This window comes from Pseudomonas sp. p1(2021b), from assembly GCF_020151015.1.
In the GTDB taxonomy this organism is placed as follows: Bacteria; Pseudomonadota; Gammaproteobacteria; order Pseudomonadales; family Pseudomonadaceae; genus Aquipseudomonas; species Aquipseudomonas putida_K.
This window is the reverse complement of sequence record NZ_CP083746.1, coordinates 3,714,768-3,733,706: the sequence shown is the minus strand read 5'-3', so window position 1 is coordinate 3,733,706 and position 18,939 is coordinate 3,714,768. Positions and strand designations below refer to the sequence as shown.

Here is an 18,939-nt window from a genome sequence, read left to right as displayed (position 1 = left end):
CGTGATGATGAGTCAAGTGAAGGAGCGCGTGCGCCCAGGGTTCAAGATTTATTTCTGTTTGTTTGGTGTGTTGAGTGTGTTGTGGGTTGGTTTTTTGATAGTGGTGTATGGGAAGGCGCAGGAGTTAGGTATGGCCCATCGTGATGTTAAACCCTTGTTAGCTTTGGGCATCTCCTCAATCGTCGGTGTCGTTGCGGTGATTTTCAGCATTCATTGGTGGCTCAATGCACTAGCGAAGGAGAGGGAAAAACAGGCTGCGAATAGAGCTGAGCTTATAGCAGCACTATCGGAGCAGGAGTCTGTTTCCGTAAAAACATATGCACTGGAAATGCGTGGGGTAGGTGTGGCAATCCATCGGGATGCTCAGTCTAGGATATGGGGATTTATCAAAGATAAAAATGATAATTTCTCTTCGGTTTATTCAGTTGATCCTAAAGAGTATACGGATTCTTTGGCATCTAGGCGCATTTCTAGCGAAATAAAAGTTCGCTTCGCATTCAAGCATTCCGCGGGCGAGTCCGTGGCCTATTGGCCCATTCCTGTTTTTGCGCTAGGGCCGCCTAATCCATATCCAGATGGATATAAGGCCGCTAATCTGATTGGCGCTGGCCGTAATGCTGCGACGTTGGGAGTGACCCTTTTTCTCTGGCAGGACGACGAGAATACCAGTCATGCTCAAACTATGATTGAGCGGCTTTTTACATTCTTTGAGGAGAATCCGACTGTTCCGCAAGCGTTGATCGTGAGTGAGGATGGTGACGTAGTGCGTGATTTATATCGCAAGCCAGGGACTGCTGGTTTGCAGAATGATCAGGTCGTTCCCACGATATATGAGAGCATGACGGGTTTATTGGTTGCTCGGTCGGATCGAGTCAGTCGCTATATTCGTCCCTATGCCGTCAATGAAATTGAAAATAATCAAAACAAGAGAACGGACTTGGGAAAGCTTTGGGCTTTCTATTGGGAGCAGAATAGAGCGCATTTTTATTGGTATCGGGAGAAAGAACGAGCTAAGGGTGTTGACTATCCTATGTCTCCCTCTATGTCCACCGCCTATTGGCAATCCAAACTCCCTGAGCTCTGGAAAACCATCAGCAACCGAGGCCCCGGCCATTTCGAGCCTTCTCCCTGGCTACCGGTCCGCTGGGCCCAGCATCAGGTCGATGAGTTCGACGCCTCACCGGTACTGGGCTATCTGCACCGTCCGATCAAAGTCCCGATGCACGATGAAAACGGCAAGCGCCTGAAACCCGCGCTCCAGGCCAAGGCTCTGCAAGCCGGTTGGCTAGAGGCATTGGACACCTTGCCCAAGGGGCACAAGCCGGTGCGGGTGTTCTACGACAGCACGGACAACCTCGAAGCTGAAATCGCTCTGACCAACGCCCTGCATGAGCTCAATACCGACGGCCACGGGCTGGACATCGGCAATGTGGAAGAGGGCTACGACATCGGCCGCCGCCTGGGCAATACCGGTGTCAGCAGCGCCCTGGTGCAGATCAACCTGGCATGCATTGCCAGCTACCTGGACGGCGGCACGAGTGCAGTGGTGTACGCCGGTGCGGACGGCAGCCTGACGGTGCAGATGGTCCGCCCGCCAGATGAGGCGCGCAAAGAGAAGAACCGGAAGAATCGCGGTGTTGATCCTTTTAGCTACGGTTTGCCCTAATGAGCCATTTTATTTGCAGGGTGGTTGACAAAGGTTGCTAAATTCGAATGAAAGGGTAGGAAGTTAGACGTGACTTATCGGAGTTCCGCGCCCTTATTGGCTTTGGGTATTTCATCCGTTCTCGGAGTTGTCGCTCTGATTTTTGGCTTTCGTTTGTGGTTTAATGAGTTATCGAGCGAGAAGGGAAAACAGGGTGCGGATAAAACTGAGCTTGTAGCTGCGCTGTCGGAGCATGCGTCTAGTTTCGTAAAGATGTATGCACTAGAGATTCGAGGGGTTGGGCTTGCAGTTGAAGATTGGCATCAATCATCGCTCTGGCGTGAGATAAAAAAGAAAAACAATAATTTTATCTCTATTTATTCTCAGGACCCCAACGACCTGGACACATCCTACAGTGGTCGGCAAATTACAAGATCTATAAATGCCCGGGTTGCTTTTCAGCACGCAGCAGGTGAATCAGTAGCTTATTGGCCTATTCCTGTATTTAGTCTAGGCCCTACCAAACAGCCATCTGACACTGGGGCTGCGGCTAATATCGTGAGGGGGCGAAATGCCGCGACCTTGGGTGTAACACTTTTTCTATGGCAAGACGCCAAGAATGGCACGCCTGCGCAGCCCATGATTGAGCGACTCTTTCAATTCTTTGATGAGAATCCCACGGTGCCACAAGCGTTGATTGTTGGTGAGGATGGGGACGTTACAAGAAATAGTTTACGGGTGGCGGGTACACCGGGATTACAGAATGATAAAGTCGTGCCGACCGTATATGAGAACATGACAGGGCTATTGGTTGCTCGCTCAGACCGTGTAAGTCGATATATCCGCCCATTTGCACCTCAGGACGCCGAGGATAATCAAAATAAAAAAACAGATCTCGGCAAGCTCTGGGCCTTCTATTGGAAGTACTCACCCCAATTCAGGAAGGTGTACGAGGATGCTAGGCGAGCTGAAGGTATCGAGAATCCTTATGGCCCCGGCACTATGTCCACCGCCTACTGGCAATCCAAGCTGCCCGAATTCTGGAAAACCATCAGCAACCGGGGCCCCGGTCATTTCGAGCCTTCTCCCTGGCTACCGGTCCGCTGGGCCCAGCATCAGGTCGATGAGTTCGACGCCTCACCGGTACTGGGCTACCTGCACCGCCCGATCAAAGTCCCGATGCAGGATGAAAACGGCAAGCGCCTGAAACCTGCGCTCCAGGCCAAGGCCCTGCAAGCCGGTTGGCTAGAGGCATTGGACACCTTGCCCGAGGGGCACAAGCCGGTGCGGGTGTTCTACGACAGCACGGACAACCTCGAAGCTGAAATCGCGCTGACTAACGCCCTGCATGAGCTCAATACCGACGGCCACGGGTTGGACATTAGCAATGTGGAAGAGGGCTACGACATCGGCCGCCGCCTGGGCAATACCGGTGTCAGCAGCGCCCTGGTGCAGATCAACCTGGCATGCATTGCCAGCTACCTGGACGGCGGCACGAGTGCAGTGGTGTACGCCGGTGCGGACGGCAGCCTGACGGTGCAGATGGTCCGCCCGCCGGATGAGGCGCGCAAAGAGAAGAACCGCAAGAATCGCGGTGTTGATCCCTTCCGCTATGGTTCGCCCTCATGACTCATTCCATTGGCTTGGTGCTTGACAACATCTGCTATATGCGGGGCGGTGAGGTGTACGGCTGGATCGAATTTGGTGGTGATGTACATGAAAGGGTAGGAGTTAGGTGTGGCTTATCGTAGTTTCGCGCCCTTATTGGCTTTGGGTATTTCATCCGTTCTCGGAGTTATCGCTCTAATTTTTGGCTTTCATTTGTGGTTCAAGGTGTTGGCGGACGAGAAGGAAAACCAGGCTGCGTATAAGCGCGAGATACTGGCTGCGCTTGCGGAGCAGGAGTCCGCGCCTCCACACACGTTTGCATTGGAAATTCGTGGTGCAGGTGTAGCGATTCACCGAGATGCTCAGAGCCGAATCTGGAAGTTTATTAGAGATAAGAATGATAGATTTTCATCTATCTATTCCAGTGATCCCAAAGATTACGAGGCTTCCTTATCCTCTAGGATGATCTCTCGTTCGATAAATGCTCGCCTGGCATTTAAAAAATCAGCAGGTGAATCGGTCGCTTATTGGCCGATCCCAGTATTCACTATAGGCCCTCCGAAACAACCTGCTGATACCGGTGCTGCCTCTAGTATTCTCATGGGGCGCAATGCTGCGACACTGGGGGTGACGCTGTTTCTTTGGCAGGATGCTGAAAATACAACCCATGCTCAATGTATGATTGAAAGGTTATTTCGTTTCTTTGATGATAATCCGATGGTGCCTCAAGCTTTGATGGTAAGTGAAGACGGCGATATCACTCGGAATAGCTTGCGTGTGGCAGGCACACCGGGCTTGCAGAATGATCAGGTTGTGCCGACCGTATATCAGAATATGGCAGGGCTGTTGGTTGCCCGCTCGGATCGTGTGAGTCGATATATACGTCCGTTTGCACGTCAGCAAGTTGAGAATAATCAAAATAAAAAAACAGATCTCGGCAAACTCTGGGCTTTCTATTGGAAGTACTCACCTCAATTCAGGAAGGTATACGAGGATGCTAGGCGAGCTGAAGGTATCGAGAATCCTTATGGCCCTGGCACGATGTCCACCGCCTACTGGCACTCCAAACTCCCCGAGCTCTGGAAAACCATCAGCAACCGGGGCCCCGGCCATTTCGAGCCCTCCCCCTGGCTACCAATCCGCTGGGCCCAGCATCAGGTCGATGAGTTCGACGCCTCGCCTGTACTGGGCTATCTGCACCGCCCGATCAAAGTCCCGATGCAGGATGAAAACGGCAAGCGCCTGAAACCCGCGCTCCAGGCCAAAGCCCTGCAAGCCGGTTGGCTAGAGGCATTGGACACCTTGCCCAAGGGGCACAAGCCGGTGCGGGTGTTCTACGACACCACGGACAACCTCGAAGCTGAAATCGCCCTGACCAACGCCCTGCATGAGCTCAATACCGACGGCCACGGGCTGGACATCGGCAATGTGGAAGAGGGCTACGACATCGGCCGCCGCCTGGGCAATACCGGTGTCAGCAGTGCCCTGGTGCAGATCAACCTGGCGTCCATCGCCAGTTACCTGGACGGCGGCACAAGTGCAGTGGTGTACGCCGGTGCGGACGGCAGCCTGACGGTGCAGATGGTCCGTCCGCCGGATGAGGCGCGCAAAGAGAAGAATCGCAAGAATCGCGGTGTTGATCCTTTCAGCTACGGTTTGCCCTAATGAGCCATCCTATTTGCCTGGGTGACCCTACCAGCAGCGGTGGCCGGGTGGTGGCGTGCCAGCTGGCAGGGTCCCATACGATCAAGGGCAAGACGCCGGCTGTGCTGGGCGACAAGGCCACCTGCCCGAGGCACAAGGGGGAGTTCGCGTTCATCGAAGGCCACCCGACGCGGCGGATGAACGGGATTCCCGTGGTGCTGCAAGGGCATCGTTTAGCGTGTGGCTGCCAGGGTGTTGCAAGCCATGCTGCGGATTTACGGGTGTCTTGACCCTGTGATGCTCGAGGTGGAGCAGACGCTGCCTTGGCACTGCGATGGCAGGGGCGGCCCAATTGCAGGCTCCGCCAGCTCTCATAGAACAACGCATGACCATTTGAGTTGCGGCACCCCTGTGGGAGCGGGCTACATTGGCCGCTTGTTCTCTGCGCGACAGCGCAGCCCGAAGGGCTGGGTGATCTCCCATGAAGCAAGCGGAGCCTGGGCCGTATTGGCACGGCTGAGAAGTGTTAAACCAAAAGGCAATTTGAGCCTGTCCAGCACCATGGAAACTCCCACAGGACCCGCTAATTCCCTCAGGCCACCTGCATCGCAGCAGACAGGGCGCTGGGATTGATAGAGAGCCTCGATAACCCGGTTCGCCATATCGATTGGACGTCGCCCGGCCTAGGCCCTAGCGTGGCATGACAATGCCCTTTCGTGAGGAACCCCAGGTGAGTGTGAAACCGGACGCGGTGTTCGTACCGCTCAACATCGCCGTGCTGACCGTCAGCGATACCCGTACCTTCGACAACGACACCTCGGGCGAGCTGCTGGCTACGCGCTCGGTGGAAGTCGGCCACCGTCTGGTGGCACGGGCGCTGCTCAAGGATGACCTCTACAAGATCCGCGCCCAGGTCGCCCAGTGGATCGCCGATGAGCAGGTGCAGGTGGTGCTGATCACCGGTGGCACCGGGTTCACCGGGCGTGACAGCACGCCCGAGGCGGTGGGCTGCCTGCTGGACAAGCGCATCGATGGCTTTGGCGAGCTGTTCCGCGCGTTGTCGATCCTCGATATCGGTACCTCGACGGTGCAGAGCCGGGCCCTGGCCGGGTTGGCCAACGGTACCTTGGTCTGCTGCCTGCCGGGCTCGACCGGGGCCTGTCGTACGGCCTGGGAGGGGATTCTGGTGGAGCAGCTCGATGCGCGGCATCGGCCATGCAATTTCGTGCCGCACCTGAAGGCGGTGGGGGTGTGTGAGAGCCGCGGGTAAACGGGGGCGCTTTGCGCCCCTTTCGCGGCACAAGGCCGCTCCTACACAATCCTGGAGCGGCCTTGTGCCGCGAAAGGGCTCAGCTCAACACATGATCCACCGGCACCAGCGCCGGCGGTAGCGGTTCGTGCCCCAGCGCCGACAGCACGTCGCGCTCCAGGGTTCGCACCATGGCATCGGTGGGCAGGTCGTTTTCGTCACGGCCGAACGGGTCTTCCAGCTCGTTGCCGATGGCATCCAGGCCGAAGAAGGTGTAGCTGATGATGGTGGTGAAGATCGGCGCCAGCCAGCCCAGCGGCTCGGCCAGGGCGAACGGCAGGAGCACGCAGAAGATGTAGCTGGTGCGGTGCAGCAGCAACGTGTAGGGAAAGGGCAATGGCGTGCCCTTGATCCGTTCGCAAGTGGCTTGGACTTCCGACAACCCCACCAGGCGTTGTTCGAGCAGGGTGTAGCGCCATTCGCTGATCGACTGGCGCTCTGCCAGGTGCGAGCAGTGCTCGCCGACCTGGCGCAGGATGCCGTCGCAGGTATTGTGCGGGCTGATCCTGGCGCCCTGGTCCAGCCACGGCCGAGCGGCGGCCAGCTCATCCTCGTTGCGCAGGCGAGCGTTGAGCGCATGGGCGAAGCCGCACAGGCCGCGCAGCAGTTCGGCGCGCAGGCGCTCGTCGGCGATCGCCTGGCTTTCGCGGATGAACGAACGTATCTCGATGATCATCCGCCCCCAGGCCTTGCGACCCTCCCACCAGCGGTCGTAGCAGACGTTGTTGCGAAAGCTCATGAAGATCGACAGCGACAGGCCCAGCAGGGTGAAGGGCGTAGCGCTGACCGGGTAGAAGAAGGCCGGGTAGTGGTGCTCGATCAGCACGATCAGGGCGGCCAACAGGGTGACCATCAGGCAGCGCAGGGCGATGCGCTTGACGATCGAGCCCTTCAGGGTGAAGAGCACACGCAGTACATCGGGACGGGGATGGACGATCATGGTGTTCCAGAGGCGGGCGATCAGCCGCCGGTCATGTTCATGAAGCGCAGGATCTGTACCTCGCCGCCCACCTCGAAGTGGTGGCGGTAGGGTTTGAGGTGCATGGCGTCGCGGATGGCTTTTTCCAGGCGTTCGGTGTCGCCGGGGTGGGCGCGCATGACCTGTTTCAGGTCCATCGAATGCTCGTTGCCAAGGCACAGCAGCAGGCGGCCTTCGACGGTCAGGCGCACGCGGTTGCAGGTGGCGCAGAAGTTGTGGCTGTGCGGCGAGATGAAACCGACCCGGGTTTGCGGTGCCTCGGCGACCCGCCAGTAGCGCGCCGGCCCCTGGGACGATTCGGCCGACTCCACCAGGGTGAAGTGTTCGGCAATGCGCGCGCGCACTTCGTCGCTGGAGCAGTACGACTCGCCGCGCTCATGTTCGCTGATCACCCCCAACGGCATCTCTTCGATGAAGGAGATATCCAGCTCGCGCTCGACGGCGAAGCGCACCAGGTCGACGATCTCGTGGTCGTTGCGGCCCTTGAGCACCACGCAATTGAGCTTGGTGCGCCGGAAGCCTGCGCGGCGCGCGGCGTCGATGCCGGCGATGACCTGATGCAGGTCGCCGGTGCGGGTCAGGCTGCGGAAACGTTCGGCATCGAGGCTGTCGAGGCTGATGTTCAGGCGCGACACGCCGGCCTCGAACAGCGGCTGGGCCAGGCGACCCAGTTGCGAGCCGTTGCTGGTCAGGCATAGCTCGCGTAGGCCGGGCAGGGCGGCGATACGCCCGCACAGCTCGACGATGCCCTGGCGTACCAGCGGCTCGCCGCCGGTCAGGCGGATCTTGCGGGTACCCAGGGCGACGAAGCGCTCGGCCACCTGGTACAGCTCCTCGAGGCTGAGGATTTGCTGGCGCGGCAGGAATTGCATGTCTTCGGCCATGCAGTACACACAACGGAAGTCGCAGCGGTCGGTGACCGACATCCGCAGGTAGTCGATACGCCGATTGAAGCCGTCGATCAGTGCCTGGGTGTTCTCTTCCACGTTCATGCTCTGGGTATTGGGTGAGGCGGCGTGTCGCCGCAGGCAACCTCCAAGCTATAACCTGCGGCCACCCTCGTCAAATTGCTTTCCCTGACTGTTCGATCAGCCCTGTCTATCACGGCTGCAGGCCGCGGCCTGCAAGGGCTGCACGTCATGATCGAGAGGGCTTATCACGCTTTAAGGTATTTCGATTGGACGGCTCTAGGCCGGGGTCCATAGGCTGGATAAACACCGGACCTGACCAGCCGGTGCCTTTTCAAGAGCGTGAGGATCCATCGCATGAGCCAAGACGAACATATCAGGGACTACAAGGGACCGGCCGCCGGCTGGGGCGCACTCAAGAGCGTGACCAAGAGCTGGCTGGGCAGCGACAATGCCTTCAAGAACCTGCGGGCCATGCTCAAGACCAACCAGAACGGCGGTTTCGACTGCCCTGGCTGCGCCTGGGGCGAGTCGCCCGAGAGCGACATGGTCAAGTTCTGCGAGAACGGCGCCAAGGCCGTCAACTGGGAGGCCACCGGCCGCTCGGTGGACCCGGCGTTCTTCTCCAAATACAGCGTCAGCGCCCTGGCCGCCCAGACCGACTACTGGCTCGAATACCAAGGCCGGCTGACCCACCCGATGCGCTACGACGCCGCCACCGACCACTATGTGGAAACCACCTGGGACGAGGCCTTCGCTCTGATCGCCCGGCACCTCAACGCACTGGAGAGCCCGGACCAGGCCGAGTTCTACACCTCCGGCCGGGCCAGCAACGAAGCAGCGTTCCTCTACCAGCTGTTCGTGCGCGCCTACGGTACCAACAATTTCCCCGATTGCTCGAACATGTGCCACGAAGCCAGTGGCGTGGGCATGGCCGATACCTTGGGCGTAGGGAAGGGCACCGTCGTCTACCATGATCTGGAACTGGCCGACGCGATCTTCGTCATTGGCCAGAACCCGGGCACCAACCACCCGCGCATGCTCGAACCGCTGCGCGAGGCGGTCAAACGGGGTGCCCAGGTGGTGTGCTTCAACCCGCTCAAGGAGCGTGGGCTGGAGCGTTTCCAGCACCCGCAGCACCCCTTCGAGATGCTCAGCAACGGCTCCGAACCCACCAATACCGCCTACTTCCGCCCGGCCCTGGGCGGCGACATGGCGGCGATGCGCGGCATTGCCAAGTTCCTGTTGCTGTGGGAGCGCGAAGCCCAGGCCAAGGGCGAGCCGGCAGTGTTCGACCATGCCTTCATCGCCGAGCACACCGATGGCCTCGAGGCCTACCTGGCTGCGGTGGATGACACCTCCTGGGAGCATATCGTCGAGCAGTCGGGCCTGACCCTGGTCGAGATCGAACTGGCCGCGCGCATGTACCGCAAGGCCGAACGGGTGATCATGTGCTGGGCCATGGGCGTGACCCAGCACCGTCATTCGGTGGCGACGGTGCAGGAGATCGTCAACCTGCAACTGTTGCGCGGCAACGTCGGCAAGCCTGGTGCGGGTCTGTCGCCGGTACGCGGCCACAGCAACGTGCAGGGCGACCGCACCATGGGCATCGACGAGAAGCCCCCGGCCAAGCTGCTCGATGCCCTGGAAAAACGCTTCCAGTTCAAGGTGCCGCGCGAGCACGGGCATAACGCGGTGCTGGCGATCAAGGCCATGGAAGAAGGTCGGGCCAAGGTGTTCATCGGCTTGGGTGGCAACTTCGCCCAAGCCACGCCGGACACCCCGCGCACCCACGCGGCGATGCGCAAGTGCGCGCTGACCGTGCAGATCTCTACCAAGCTCAACCGCTCGCACCTGGTCACCGGTGGCGATGCGTTGATCCTGCCATGCCTGGGCCGTACCGAGATCGACCTGCAAGCCGAAGGGCCCCAGGGCGTGACCGTGGAGGACACCTTCAGCATGGTGCATATCTCCCACGGCCAGCTCAAACCCCGTTCGCCGCACCTGCGTTCGGAACCGGCGATCATCGCGGGCATCGCCAAGGCCACCCTGGGCGATCGGCCGATCGACTGGGAATACGCCGTCGCCGACTACAGCCGCATCCGCAACATGATCGCCGAGGTGATTCCGGGCTTCAGCGGTTTCAACGAGCGTCTGCAGCACCCCGGCGGCTTCCACCTGGGCAACACGGCATCCGAGCGCGAATGGCGCACGGCGACTGGCAAGGCGCGCTTCACCGCCAGCGAGTTGCCTCGGCAGTTGGTCAATGCCCAGGTGCTGGCCCGTGGCGACAACCCGGACCTGATCCTGCAGACCCTGCGCTCCCATGACCAGTACAACACCACGTTGTATGGCCTGGATGACCGCTACCGGGGTGTGTTCGGCCTGCGCGAAGTGGTGTTCGTCAACGAGGCGGACATCCGCCGCCTGGGCTTCGAGCCGGGCGAGCACGTGGACATGGTGTCGCTGTGGGAGGACGGCCGCGAGCGTCGGGTGTCGGGCTTCCGCCTGGTGCCCTATGACCTGCCCGAAGGCCAGGCGGCGGCCTACTATCCGGAGACCAACCCGTTGGTGCCGCTGGAAAGCTATGGCGAGGGCACCTATACGCCGACCTCGAAGTTCGTGGCCATCAAGCTGGAGAAGGCGCGGGCCGGGAACCGGATCGAGGCGAGTGTGGCCTGATCCAGTGGGGCTGCTGCGCAGCCCAATCGCCGGCTCCCATCCGGACAGCGTCTGTGGGAGCCGGCTTGCCGGCGATTGGGCCGCAACGGCCCCGCCTTCATCGATGCACTGGGTACGCCGTGGTGTACTTCATCTGCTCCATGGCAAAGCTCGAGGTGATGTTCGACAGGCCGTCGGTGCTGGTGATGAGTTTCTTGTAGAACCGGTCGTACGCCGCGATATCGCCCACCACCACCCGCAGCATGTAGTCCCAGTCGCCGGACATGCGGTACACCTCCATCACCTCTTCGAACCCCGTCACCACCCGGGCGAACTGCTCCAGCCAGGCGCTGTCGTGGCGCTGGGTCTTGAGCTGGACGAACACGGTCAGCCCCAGGCCCAGGCGCTCGGGGTCGAGCAGGGCGACCCGGCCTCGGATGTAACCCTCGTCCTCCAGACGCTTGACCCGCTTCCAGCAAGGCGTGGTGGAAAGATTGACGGCCTCGGCCAGGTCCTTGAGGGACATCGAGGCGTCACGCTGGAGGAGGGTGAGGATGTGTTGGTCGAAACTGTCCATATGCGATGGTCGGCCGGTGGGAGAAAAAGTTTCTCGAGACTAGCGCGATCGGGGTACGAAAAGAATAGCCGGCACGGGCGTGGCGCAGGTTCATTCCCGTTCAGCGGCGCCCCACCGGATATGCGATAGTGGCGCTTTCCAACCTCAGCAGAGTCAATGGACCCGACCATGTCCGAAAAGCCGCGCAATTTCGCCACCCGCACCATCCACGCCGGCGAGCAGTCCAGCGTCGCCGACAATGCCATCTTCCCGGCCATCGTCACCACCAGCTCGTTCATCAAGCGCGGCCTGGACGACAACCCCGAATACGCCTACAGCCGGGTCAGCAACCCGACCCGGCATGCCTACGAAACCTGTGTCGCCGCCCTCGAGGAAGGCGCAGGTGCAGTGGCCACCGCCTCGGGCGTGGGGGCCACAGCCACTGTGCTCGAGCTGTTGTCCAAGGATGCCCATGTGGTGGTGATGAACGGGGTCTACGGCGGCACCTTCCGCCTGATGGAAGACTACCGCAGCCGTACCTCGGGCTTGAGTACCACCTATGTCGACCTCAATGACCTGGATGCCGTGGCTGCGGCCATCCGCCCCGAGACCCAGCTGATCTGGATCGAGTCGCCGACCAACCCATTGCTGCACTTGGTGGACATCGAGGCGGTCTGCAAGCTGGCCCGCGAGCGCGGCATCCTCACCTGCATCGACAACACCTTCTGCTCGCCCTGGAACCAGCGGCCGATCACCCTCGGTGTGGACCTGGTGATGCATTCGGCGAGCAAGTACATCGGTGGCCACTCCGACCTGATCGGCGGCGTGGTGGTCGCCGCCAACGACGAGCTGCTCAAGCGCCTGCGACGGATCAGCATGGCCGTTGGTGCGATCCAGGGGCCGTTCGACTGTTACCTGGCCCTGCGCGGGCTCAAGACCCTGGACGTGCGTATGGAACGCCAATGCGCCAATGCCCTGCACGTGGCGCGCTTCCTCGAGGGGCATCCGCAGGTCGAGCAGGTGTACTACCCGGAACTTGAAAGCCACCCGCAGCATGCGCTGTGCAAGCGCCAGATGCGCACCGGCGGGGCGGTGGTGGCGATGAAGATCAAGGGTGACCGGGCCGCGGTCAACCGCCTGGTGGAAGCGTTGTCGATCTTCGTGCTGGCCGACTCGCTGGGCGGGGTGGAGAGCATGATCAACCATTCCTGGAGCATGTCGCACAATTCCCTGAGCCCAGAGCAGAAGGGGCAGATGGGCATCAGCGAGAACCTGCTGCGCCTGTCGGTCGGGATCGAGGACTACCGCGACCTGATCGAGGATCTGGACACGGCGCTCAAGGCGTCGGCCGAGAGCTGATGCATTCGCGGGTGAACCCGCTCTCATAGAACAACGCATAACTCATTGATTTGACAAAGCCTGTAGGAGCGGCGGTGCGGCGGTCCGACTTGTCCCGCGATCAAGGGCGAAGCCCTTGCCATACAGCCGCGGCGGCTGGGCCGGCCCAATCGCGGGACAAGCCCGCTCCTACACGAAGAAGGCGGCGCTAGCCACTTGTTCTCTGCGCGACAGCGCAGCCCAAAGGGCTGGGTGATCTCCCACAGAGCATGCACGAATCTGTGGGAGCGGGTTCACCCGCGAAGGGGATCGGTCTGTGCAATCACCTTGCCGGATGAACGATCCGTTCGATCTTGTCCTTGAGCAACAAGCGCTCCTTGCGCAGGCGGTTCACCGCATCGTCGGCAGTGCCGTTACCTTCGGCGGCCACCACCTCCTTGTCCTTGGCGTTGTACTCCTTGTGCAGTTGATGGAGCGTCTGGTCCTTGTCGATCAGCGCCTGGAAATCGTCAGCGGAAATGTGCAGGTCAGCGAGCAGATCATGCGGGACTGGCATTTCTTCACCTCGGGTCAGGGGTTGGCAAAAAGTCCTGAACCTTGAGGATAGTCGCCTTTGCCCGGTTGCGGAGGGAGGGTGCGCCAAGGGGCCGCACGCGGTACCGGCAAACATGAAATTCATTTCATCTGGAAAAAACGCACCGTCCATTATTCGTTGGCGTCTTTTTCACGAAAAATTGATGGCACGCTTTCTAGAGTTCGGCCAACTTCCCCGGTGCCCCGCCTGGTGCGACGGCCGATAACAACTCTCATCTGCGAACATCATGCCGAACTTCAAAACCCTGCGGGCCGAATGGGTCACGTTGCTGGCCAGTCTTTACCTGTTGATCGGTTTCAACACCGCGCTTTGGGAGCATCTTCAGGCCGTGGTTCCGCCCGGCATGGTGGGGCTGTGGCTGCTGTTGGCATTCGCCGTGCTGATATTTTTCGCGTTCAATCTCATCCTCACCTTGGTGGCGTTCAAGTACGTACTCAAGCCGGTGCTGATCCTGTTGTTCATGAGTGGTGCAGGCGTCGCCTACTTCATGAACCAATATGGTGTACTGGTCGACACCGGCATGTTTCGTAATATCGCCGAAACCAATGTCACGGAAGTACGTGACCTGCTTTCCCTGAAGTTCGCCCTGTATGTGATCCTGCTCGGCATACTGCCTTCGTTGTTGGTGTGGAAGGCCCCCATCGCCTATCGCCCCTGGCACCGCGAGCTGTTCGGCAAGCTGGTGGTCAGCGGCGCGTGCGTCGCAGCCCTGGGCTCGGTGGCACTGGTCAATTACCAAGGCTTGGCTTCACTGTTTCGCAACCACCACGAGATCCGCCTGATGCTCACCCCGAGCAACATCGTCGGGGCCTCGTTCGGCTATGTCGGTGAACGCCTGGGCAGCGCCGCCCGTCCCTTCCAGCACTACGGAGAGGACGCCAAGCGCGACAGCGCCGCCTGGCAACGCCATGCGCGCAAGTCGCTGACCGTGCTGGTGGTGGGCGAGAGCGCCCGGGCGCAGAACTTCGGCGTACTGGGCTACGGCCGTGACACCACCCCGAACCTGGGCAAGGAGCAGGGCCTGCTGGCGTTCTCCGATGTGTATTCCTGCGGCACCGAGACGGCCGTGTCGGTGCCGTGCATGTTCTCCGGCATGCCGCGCAAGGACTACGACGCCCGCATCGCCAAGAACCGCGAGGGGCTTCTGGACATCCTCCAGCGTACCGGCCTCAGCGTGCAGTGGCGCGACAACCAGTCCGGCTGCAAAGGCACCTGCGACCGGGTGCAGTTCGTCGACGTCAGCAACCTCAAGGACCCGAAACTGTGCGCTGACGGCGAGTGTCGCGACGAGATCCTCCTGCAGGGCCTGGGCGAGTTGCTCGACAACCTCGACCACGACACCGTGCTGGTGCTGCACCAGATGGGCAGCCACGGCCCCGACTACTACAAGCGCTACCCGGCCAGCGCCCAGCGCTTCACTCCGGTATGCCAGAGCAATGCCCTGAACCAGTGCGACGAGCAATCGATCGTCAACAGTTACGACAATACCTTGGTTTACACCGACCAGGTGCTGGCTTCGCTGATCGACCTGCTGCGCAGCCGCCAGGACAAGGTCGACACGGCGATGATCTACCTTTCCGACCACGGCGAATCCCTGGGCGAATACAACCTCTACCTGCACGGCACGCCCTATATGCTGGCCCCGGAACAGCAGCGTCACGTGCCCTTGTTGATGTGGTTCTCCGACAGCTACCGGCAGGACTTCTCGCTCGACAGCGACTGCCTGGGCCGCCTGCGCGACGCACCGTTGAGCCAGGACAACCTGTTCCATTCGATGCTCGGCCTGTTGCAGGTGCGCACCGAGGTCTACCAGCAATCGATGGACATGTTCGCCAGCTGTCGCCCCTGGATGACCGCTGACCGTTGATCAAACCAAGGATGGCGCAGGTTTCACCCCTAATGCCCGCGCCGTATATACTGCGCGCCAATATTTGTGGGAGAGCCTCGTGGCCATCGAAATACACTGGATACGTGACGACCAGACCCTGGCCGAACACTGCCGGGGCTGGCGCGAACTGCCCTTCGTAGCGCTCGACACCGAATTCATGCGGGTCGACACCTTCTACCCCAAGGCCGGCCTGATCCAGGTCGGTGAAGGCAACCGGGCGTACCTGATCGACCCGTTGCTGATCCGCGATTGGCAGCCGCTGGCCGAGCTGCTCGACGACCAGGGCGTGGTCAAGGTGCTGCATGCCTGCAGCGAAGACCTGGAAGTGCTTCTGCGCCTGACCGGCAAGCTGCCGCAACCGCTGTTCGACACCCAGCTGGCCGCCGGCTACCTGAACATCGGTTTCTCCATGGGCTATTCGCGCCTGGTGCAGGACGTGCTGGGCCTGGAGCTGCCCAAGGGCGAGACCCGTTCGGACTGGCTGCAGCGCCCGCTGTCGGATACCCAGGTCAGCTATGCCGCCGAAGACGCCGTACACCTGGCCGAGTTGTTCAGTGCCCTGCGCCCGCGCCTGTCCGACGACAAGTACGCCTGGGTGCTGGAAGATGGCGCCGAGCTGGTCGCCCAGCTGCGCCGCGAGGTAGAACCCGAGACCCTGTACCGCGAAGTCAAGCTCGCCTGGAAGCTGAACCCACAGCAACTGGCGGTGCTGCGCGAGCTGTGCGCCTGGCGCGAGCGCGAGGCGCGCAGCCGCGACCTGCCGCGCAATCGGGTATTGCGCGAGCATTCGTTGTGGCCCATGGCCAAGAGCCAGCCGGACAACCTCTCGGCCCTGGCCAAGATCGACGACATGCACCCGCGCACTATCCGCCAGGACGGCCAGTTCCTCCTCGACCTGATCAAGCGCGCCGCGAGCCTGCCGGCCGAGCAGTGGCCGCAGGCCTTGCCCGAGCCGTTGCCGATCGAAGCCTCGGGCATGCTCAAGCGCCTGCGCGCGGTCGGCCAGGCCGAAGGCGAGCGCCTGGGCATCGCACCGGAGCTGATGCTGCGCAAGAAAACCCTCGAAGCCCTGCTCAAGAGCGGCTTCCCCAATGGCCCCTACCAACTGCCCGATTCGCTGCGCGGCTGGCGCCGTGAGCGGATGGGCCAGGCCCTGCTGGACAACCTGGCAGGCGCCGGAGAACCCTGATGAAACGTATCTGCTCGATCTACAAGAGCCCCCGCAAGAACGAAATGTACCTCTACGTGCTCAAGGCCGAGGGCCTGGCGCGCGTTCCCGAAGCTCTGCTGCCGTTCTTCGGCACTCCCGTGCATGCCTTCGACCTGGTGCTGACCCCCGAGCGCAAGCTGGCCCGGGAGGATATCGCCAAGGTGCTGGAGAACCTCGACAACCAGGGCTACCACCTGCAGATGCCGCCGCCCGAGGACGACTACATCGAGCACTTGCCCGAAGAGCTGCTGCGCCGCAACGACCCGGCCTGATTCCGGCCTGGTCCCCATCGTTCGTCAAGCGGCCCGCCTGTCGGGCCGTCTTCGTTGTTTGCCAAGGTTGTTTCGTACATGCGCGTTCTGATCGCTGAACAGGATCATGCCAACTATGCCCGCCTGCTCGGCGAGGCGGCGCCGACGCTGGAAATCGTCACCAGCAATGATTCCGCCGAGCTTGCGCGCCAGGCCGCCGGTTGCCCGGTGTGGCTGGGCCAGCCGGACCTGCTGGCCAGCCTCCTGCGCCAGGGCCATCGCCCCGAGTGGATACAGTCCACCTGGGCCGGCATCACCCCGCTGCTGGCCGAAGGGCTGCCACGTGACTATCGCCTGACCCGTGCCGTGGGCATCTTCGGCCAGGTAATGGCCGAATACATGCTCACCTACATGCTGATTCACGAGCGCGATGTGCTGGCGCGCCTGGTCAGCCAGGTGGAGCGGCGCTGGGATGACCGTCCGGGGCGTAGCCTGGAGGGGCGTCGGGTGCTGGTGGTCGGCACGGGGGATATCGGCCAGCGGGTCGCCGAGTTCCTGGTGCCGTTCGGGGCGATCCTTCACGGTGTCGCCAGCCAGGCGCGGGAACAGGCGCCGTTCGTCGAGGTGGCTGGGCTCGAAGAGCTGCCTCGCATGGTGGAGCAGGCCGACTACGTGCTCAACCTGCTGCCGGACACCCCGGCCACCCACGACCTGTACGATGCGGCGCTGTTCAAGCGCTTCAAGCCCAGCGCACTGTTCATCAATGCCGGGCGCGGCGTGGCGGTGGTCGACGCCGACCTGGTGCACGCCTTGAAGGAAGGCCACCTGGCCGGGGCAGTGATCGATGTCTGTCGCCAGGAGCCGTTGCCCCGGCAGCACCCGTTCTGGACCGCCTGGGGCTTGCTGCTGACTGGGCATAGCTCGGCGCCCACTTCGCCGGCGGCAATGGTGCGGTTGTTCGTCGAGAATGTGCAGGCGTACCAGGCGGGGCAGGGGTTGCGCGGGGAAGTGGACTTTCAGCGCGGATATTGAGTCGGCTCTATCGCGGGACAAGCCCCACAGGTTTACAGTCGCTGCAGAGGCGGCGCAGCAGTTGTGGGAGCGGGCTTGTCCCGCGATAGGGCCAGCCCTGGTTTACAGGCTGAAATCACCCTCGGCCGCCAACTCGCTCAACGGCCGGCGTGGGCTTGGCATTTCGCGGGCCTGCAGGGCCTCGGCCAGGCTGGCCTTGTCGCCCAGCTTGCCGATCGCGACCATGGCATGCAGCACGTAGCCTTCGGGAATCTTCAACTCCTGGCGTGCCAGGTCCTGGTCGAAGCCGGCCATGCCATGGGTGTGCCAGCCGCTGATGCTGGCCTGCAACGCCATGTGCCCCCAGGCTGAGCCGGTGTCGAAGGTGTGCCACAGCGCTGGTCTTTCCTCGCTGGCACCGGGGGCGGCGAAGGTGGTCTTGGACATCACCAGTACCAGGGCCGAGGCATGCTGCGCCCAGCTGCGGTTGGCTTCGTTGAGGATGCCCAGGTAGCGCTCCCAGTTCGCCGTGTCGCGGCGCGCGTAGAGGAACCGCCAGGGTTGCGAGTTGAAGGCCGACGGCGCCCAGCGGGCGGCTTCGAGGAAGCTCAACAGCGTTTCCTCGCAGATGCCCTCGGCGGTGAAGGCCCGTGGCGACCAGCGGTTGATGAATTGCTCGTTGATCGCATAGTCGGCGATGCGTGGGTTGGCGCTCATGGCTGCTCCTGCAAAGGGACGGGGAAAGCGCGCACGCTACTGCGTCCAGCCGGCACTGACAAGCGGTCTGGCATTGGCCCCGGACAGGCTCTAGACTGGCGCCGCCGCGCGCCGCGGATTGAAGTTCAATGCAGGAACACGTGTGATGATCGCCGACAACGCGCCCTTCTGGCGGCGCAAGACCCTTGAACAGCTCGACCTGCAGGAGTGGGAGTCGCTCTGCGATGGCTGCGGGCTGTGCTGTCTGCAGAAGCTCGAGGACGAGGACGACAACAGCGTCTACTACACGCGTATCGCCTGCAAGCTGCTGGACCTGACCACCTGCCAGTGCAGCGACTACCCCAACCGCTTCGCCCAGGTGCCCGACTGCATCCAGCTCACCCCCGGCAAGGCCGACCAGTTCAAATGGCTGCCGAGCACCTGCGGCTATCGCCTGGTCAGCGAAGGCAAGGACCTGCCAGCCTGGCACCACCTGGTATGCGGCGACCGCACGCAGGTGCACGAACAACGTATCTCCCAGTCCGGGCGCATGCTCAGCGAGCATGATGTCGACGAAGACGACTGGGAGGATCACCTGATCTTCCGCGCGAGCTGAGCGACTCGCGCCTGCCTTTACTTT

At 61.5% G+C, this 18,939-nt stretch carries 17 protein-coding genes; 12 read left to right on the top strand and 5 right to left on the bottom strand.

The features are described 5' to 3' along the window. The first annotated feature begins 4 nt into the window (after positions 1–4). The 5 genes from K8374_RS17265 to moaB all read left to right on the top strand — a co-directional run bounded on the left by K8374_RS17265 (position 5) and on the right by moaB (position 6,167). On the top strand, positions 5–1,666 hold the full coding sequence (locus tag K8374_RS17265; RefSeq protein WP_411969546.1) for a DUF2875 family protein: 1,662 nt from the start codon (positions 5–7) through the stop codon (positions 1,664–1,666). A 69-nt stretch (positions 1,667–1,735) separates the two neighbouring features. Then, entirely contained in the window at positions 1,736–3,274 is a 1,539-nt protein-coding gene (locus tag K8374_RS17260) for a DUF2875 family protein (protein ID WP_224456525.1), read from the top strand. Between the two features lie 108 nt (positions 3,275–3,382). Then, on the top strand, positions 3,383–4,918 hold the full coding sequence (locus K8374_RS17255) for a DUF2875 family protein (protein WP_224456524.1): 1,536 nt from the start codon (positions 3,383–3,385) through the stop codon (positions 4,916–4,918). Beyond that, positions 4,918–5,187: a PAAR domain-containing protein gene (locus K8374_RS17250; RefSeq protein WP_224456523.1), complete on the top strand. Its 270-nt coding sequence runs from the start codon at positions 4,918–4,920 to the stop codon at positions 5,185–5,187. Before K8374_RS17255 ends, K8374_RS17250 begins: the two co-directional genes overlap by 1 nt. A 440-nt stretch (positions 5,188–5,627) precedes the next feature. Further along, entirely contained in the window at positions 5,628–6,167 is a 540-nt protein-coding gene (gene moaB, locus K8374_RS17245; protein ID WP_224456522.1) for a molybdenum cofactor biosynthesis protein B, read from the top strand. A gap of 79 nt (positions 6,168–6,246) precedes the next feature. Here the strand turns inward: moaB and K8374_RS17240 are convergent, their stop codons facing one another. Together K8374_RS17240 and moaA are read right to left on the bottom strand one after the other, a co-directional pair. After that, on the bottom strand, positions 6,247–7,146 hold the full coding sequence (locus K8374_RS17240) for a bestrophin family protein (RefSeq protein WP_224456521.1): 900 nt from the start codon (positions 7,144–7,146) through the stop codon (positions 6,247–6,249). A gap of 20 nt (positions 7,147–7,166) precedes the next feature. Next, positions 7,167–8,171 carry a GTP 3',8-cyclase MoaA gene (gene moaA, locus K8374_RS17235; protein WP_224459347.1) on the bottom strand — a complete coding sequence of 335 codons (1,005 nt, stop codon included), beginning with the start codon at positions 8,169–8,171 and terminating at the stop codon, positions 7,167–7,169. Positions 8,172–8,450: 279 nt separating this feature from the next. On the opposite strand from moaA, the gene K8374_RS17230 reads away from it, so the two are divergent. After that, positions 8,451–10,775: an FdhF/YdeP family oxidoreductase gene (locus K8374_RS17230; protein WP_224456520.1), complete on the top strand. Its 2,325-nt coding sequence runs from the start codon at positions 8,451–8,453 to the stop codon at positions 10,773–10,775. Positions 10,776–10,872: 97 nt separating this feature from the next. Here K8374_RS17230 and K8374_RS17225 read toward each other — a convergent pair whose 3' ends face one another. Then, entirely contained in the window at positions 10,873–11,331 is a 459-nt protein-coding gene (locus K8374_RS17225; protein WP_224456519.1) for an Lrp/AsnC family transcriptional regulator, read from the bottom strand. A gap of 156 nt (positions 11,332–11,487) precedes the next feature. On the opposite strand from K8374_RS17225, the gene K8374_RS17220 reads away from it, so the two are divergent. Beyond that, positions 11,488–12,669 (top strand): trans-sulfuration enzyme family protein, encoded by a 1,182-nt coding sequence (locus K8374_RS17220; RefSeq protein WP_084858372.1) that lies wholly within the window; start codon positions 11,488–11,490, stop codon positions 12,667–12,669. A 301-nt stretch (positions 12,670–12,970) separates the two neighbouring features. Here K8374_RS17220 and K8374_RS17215 read toward each other — a convergent pair whose 3' ends face one another. After that, entirely contained in the window at positions 12,971–13,204 is a 234-nt protein-coding gene (locus K8374_RS17215; protein WP_084858373.1) for a YdcH family protein, read from the bottom strand. 265 nt (positions 13,205–13,469) lie between these two features. Here K8374_RS17215 and K8374_RS17210 point away from each other — a divergent pair, with 265 nt between their 5' ends. The 4 genes from K8374_RS17210 (at position 13,470) to K8374_RS17195 (ending at position 17,624) form a co-directional block, all read left to right on the top strand. Beyond that, on the top strand, positions 13,470–15,110 hold the full coding sequence (locus K8374_RS17210; protein WP_224456518.1) for a phosphoethanolamine transferase: 1,641 nt from the start codon (positions 13,470–13,472) through the stop codon (positions 15,108–15,110). 79 nt (positions 15,111–15,189) lie between these two features. Beyond that, the gene (gene rnd / locus K8374_RS17205) at positions 15,190–16,320 is read left to right on the top strand and encodes a ribonuclease D (RefSeq protein WP_224456517.1); all 1,131 of its coding nucleotides are present in this window, start codon (positions 15,190–15,192) and stop codon (positions 16,318–16,320) included. Then, a complete protein-coding gene (locus K8374_RS17200) occupies positions 16,320–16,613 on the top strand; it encodes a YcgL domain-containing protein (RefSeq protein WP_043215465.1) in 294 nt (97 codons plus the stop codon). Before rnd ends, K8374_RS17200 begins: the two co-directional genes overlap by 1 nt. 78 nt (positions 16,614–16,691) lie before the next feature. Next, positions 16,692–17,624, top strand: a complete 933-nt coding sequence (locus tag K8374_RS17195) for a D-2-hydroxyacid dehydrogenase (RefSeq protein ID WP_224456516.1) — start codon at positions 16,692–16,694, stop codon at positions 17,622–17,624. A gap of 102 nt (positions 17,625–17,726) precedes the next feature. Here K8374_RS17195 and K8374_RS17190 read toward each other — a convergent pair whose 3' ends face one another. Next, a complete protein-coding gene (locus tag K8374_RS17190; protein WP_224456515.1) occupies positions 17,727–18,320 on the bottom strand; it encodes a nitroreductase family protein in 594 nt (197 codons plus the stop codon). Positions 18,321–18,465: 145 nt separating this feature from the next. On the opposite strand from K8374_RS17190, the gene K8374_RS17185 reads away from it, so the two are divergent. After that, positions 18,466–18,915, top strand: a complete 450-nt coding sequence (locus K8374_RS17185) for a YcgN family cysteine cluster protein (RefSeq protein WP_224456514.1) — start codon at positions 18,466–18,468, stop codon at positions 18,913–18,915. Positions 18,916–18,939: the final 24 nt, after the last annotated feature.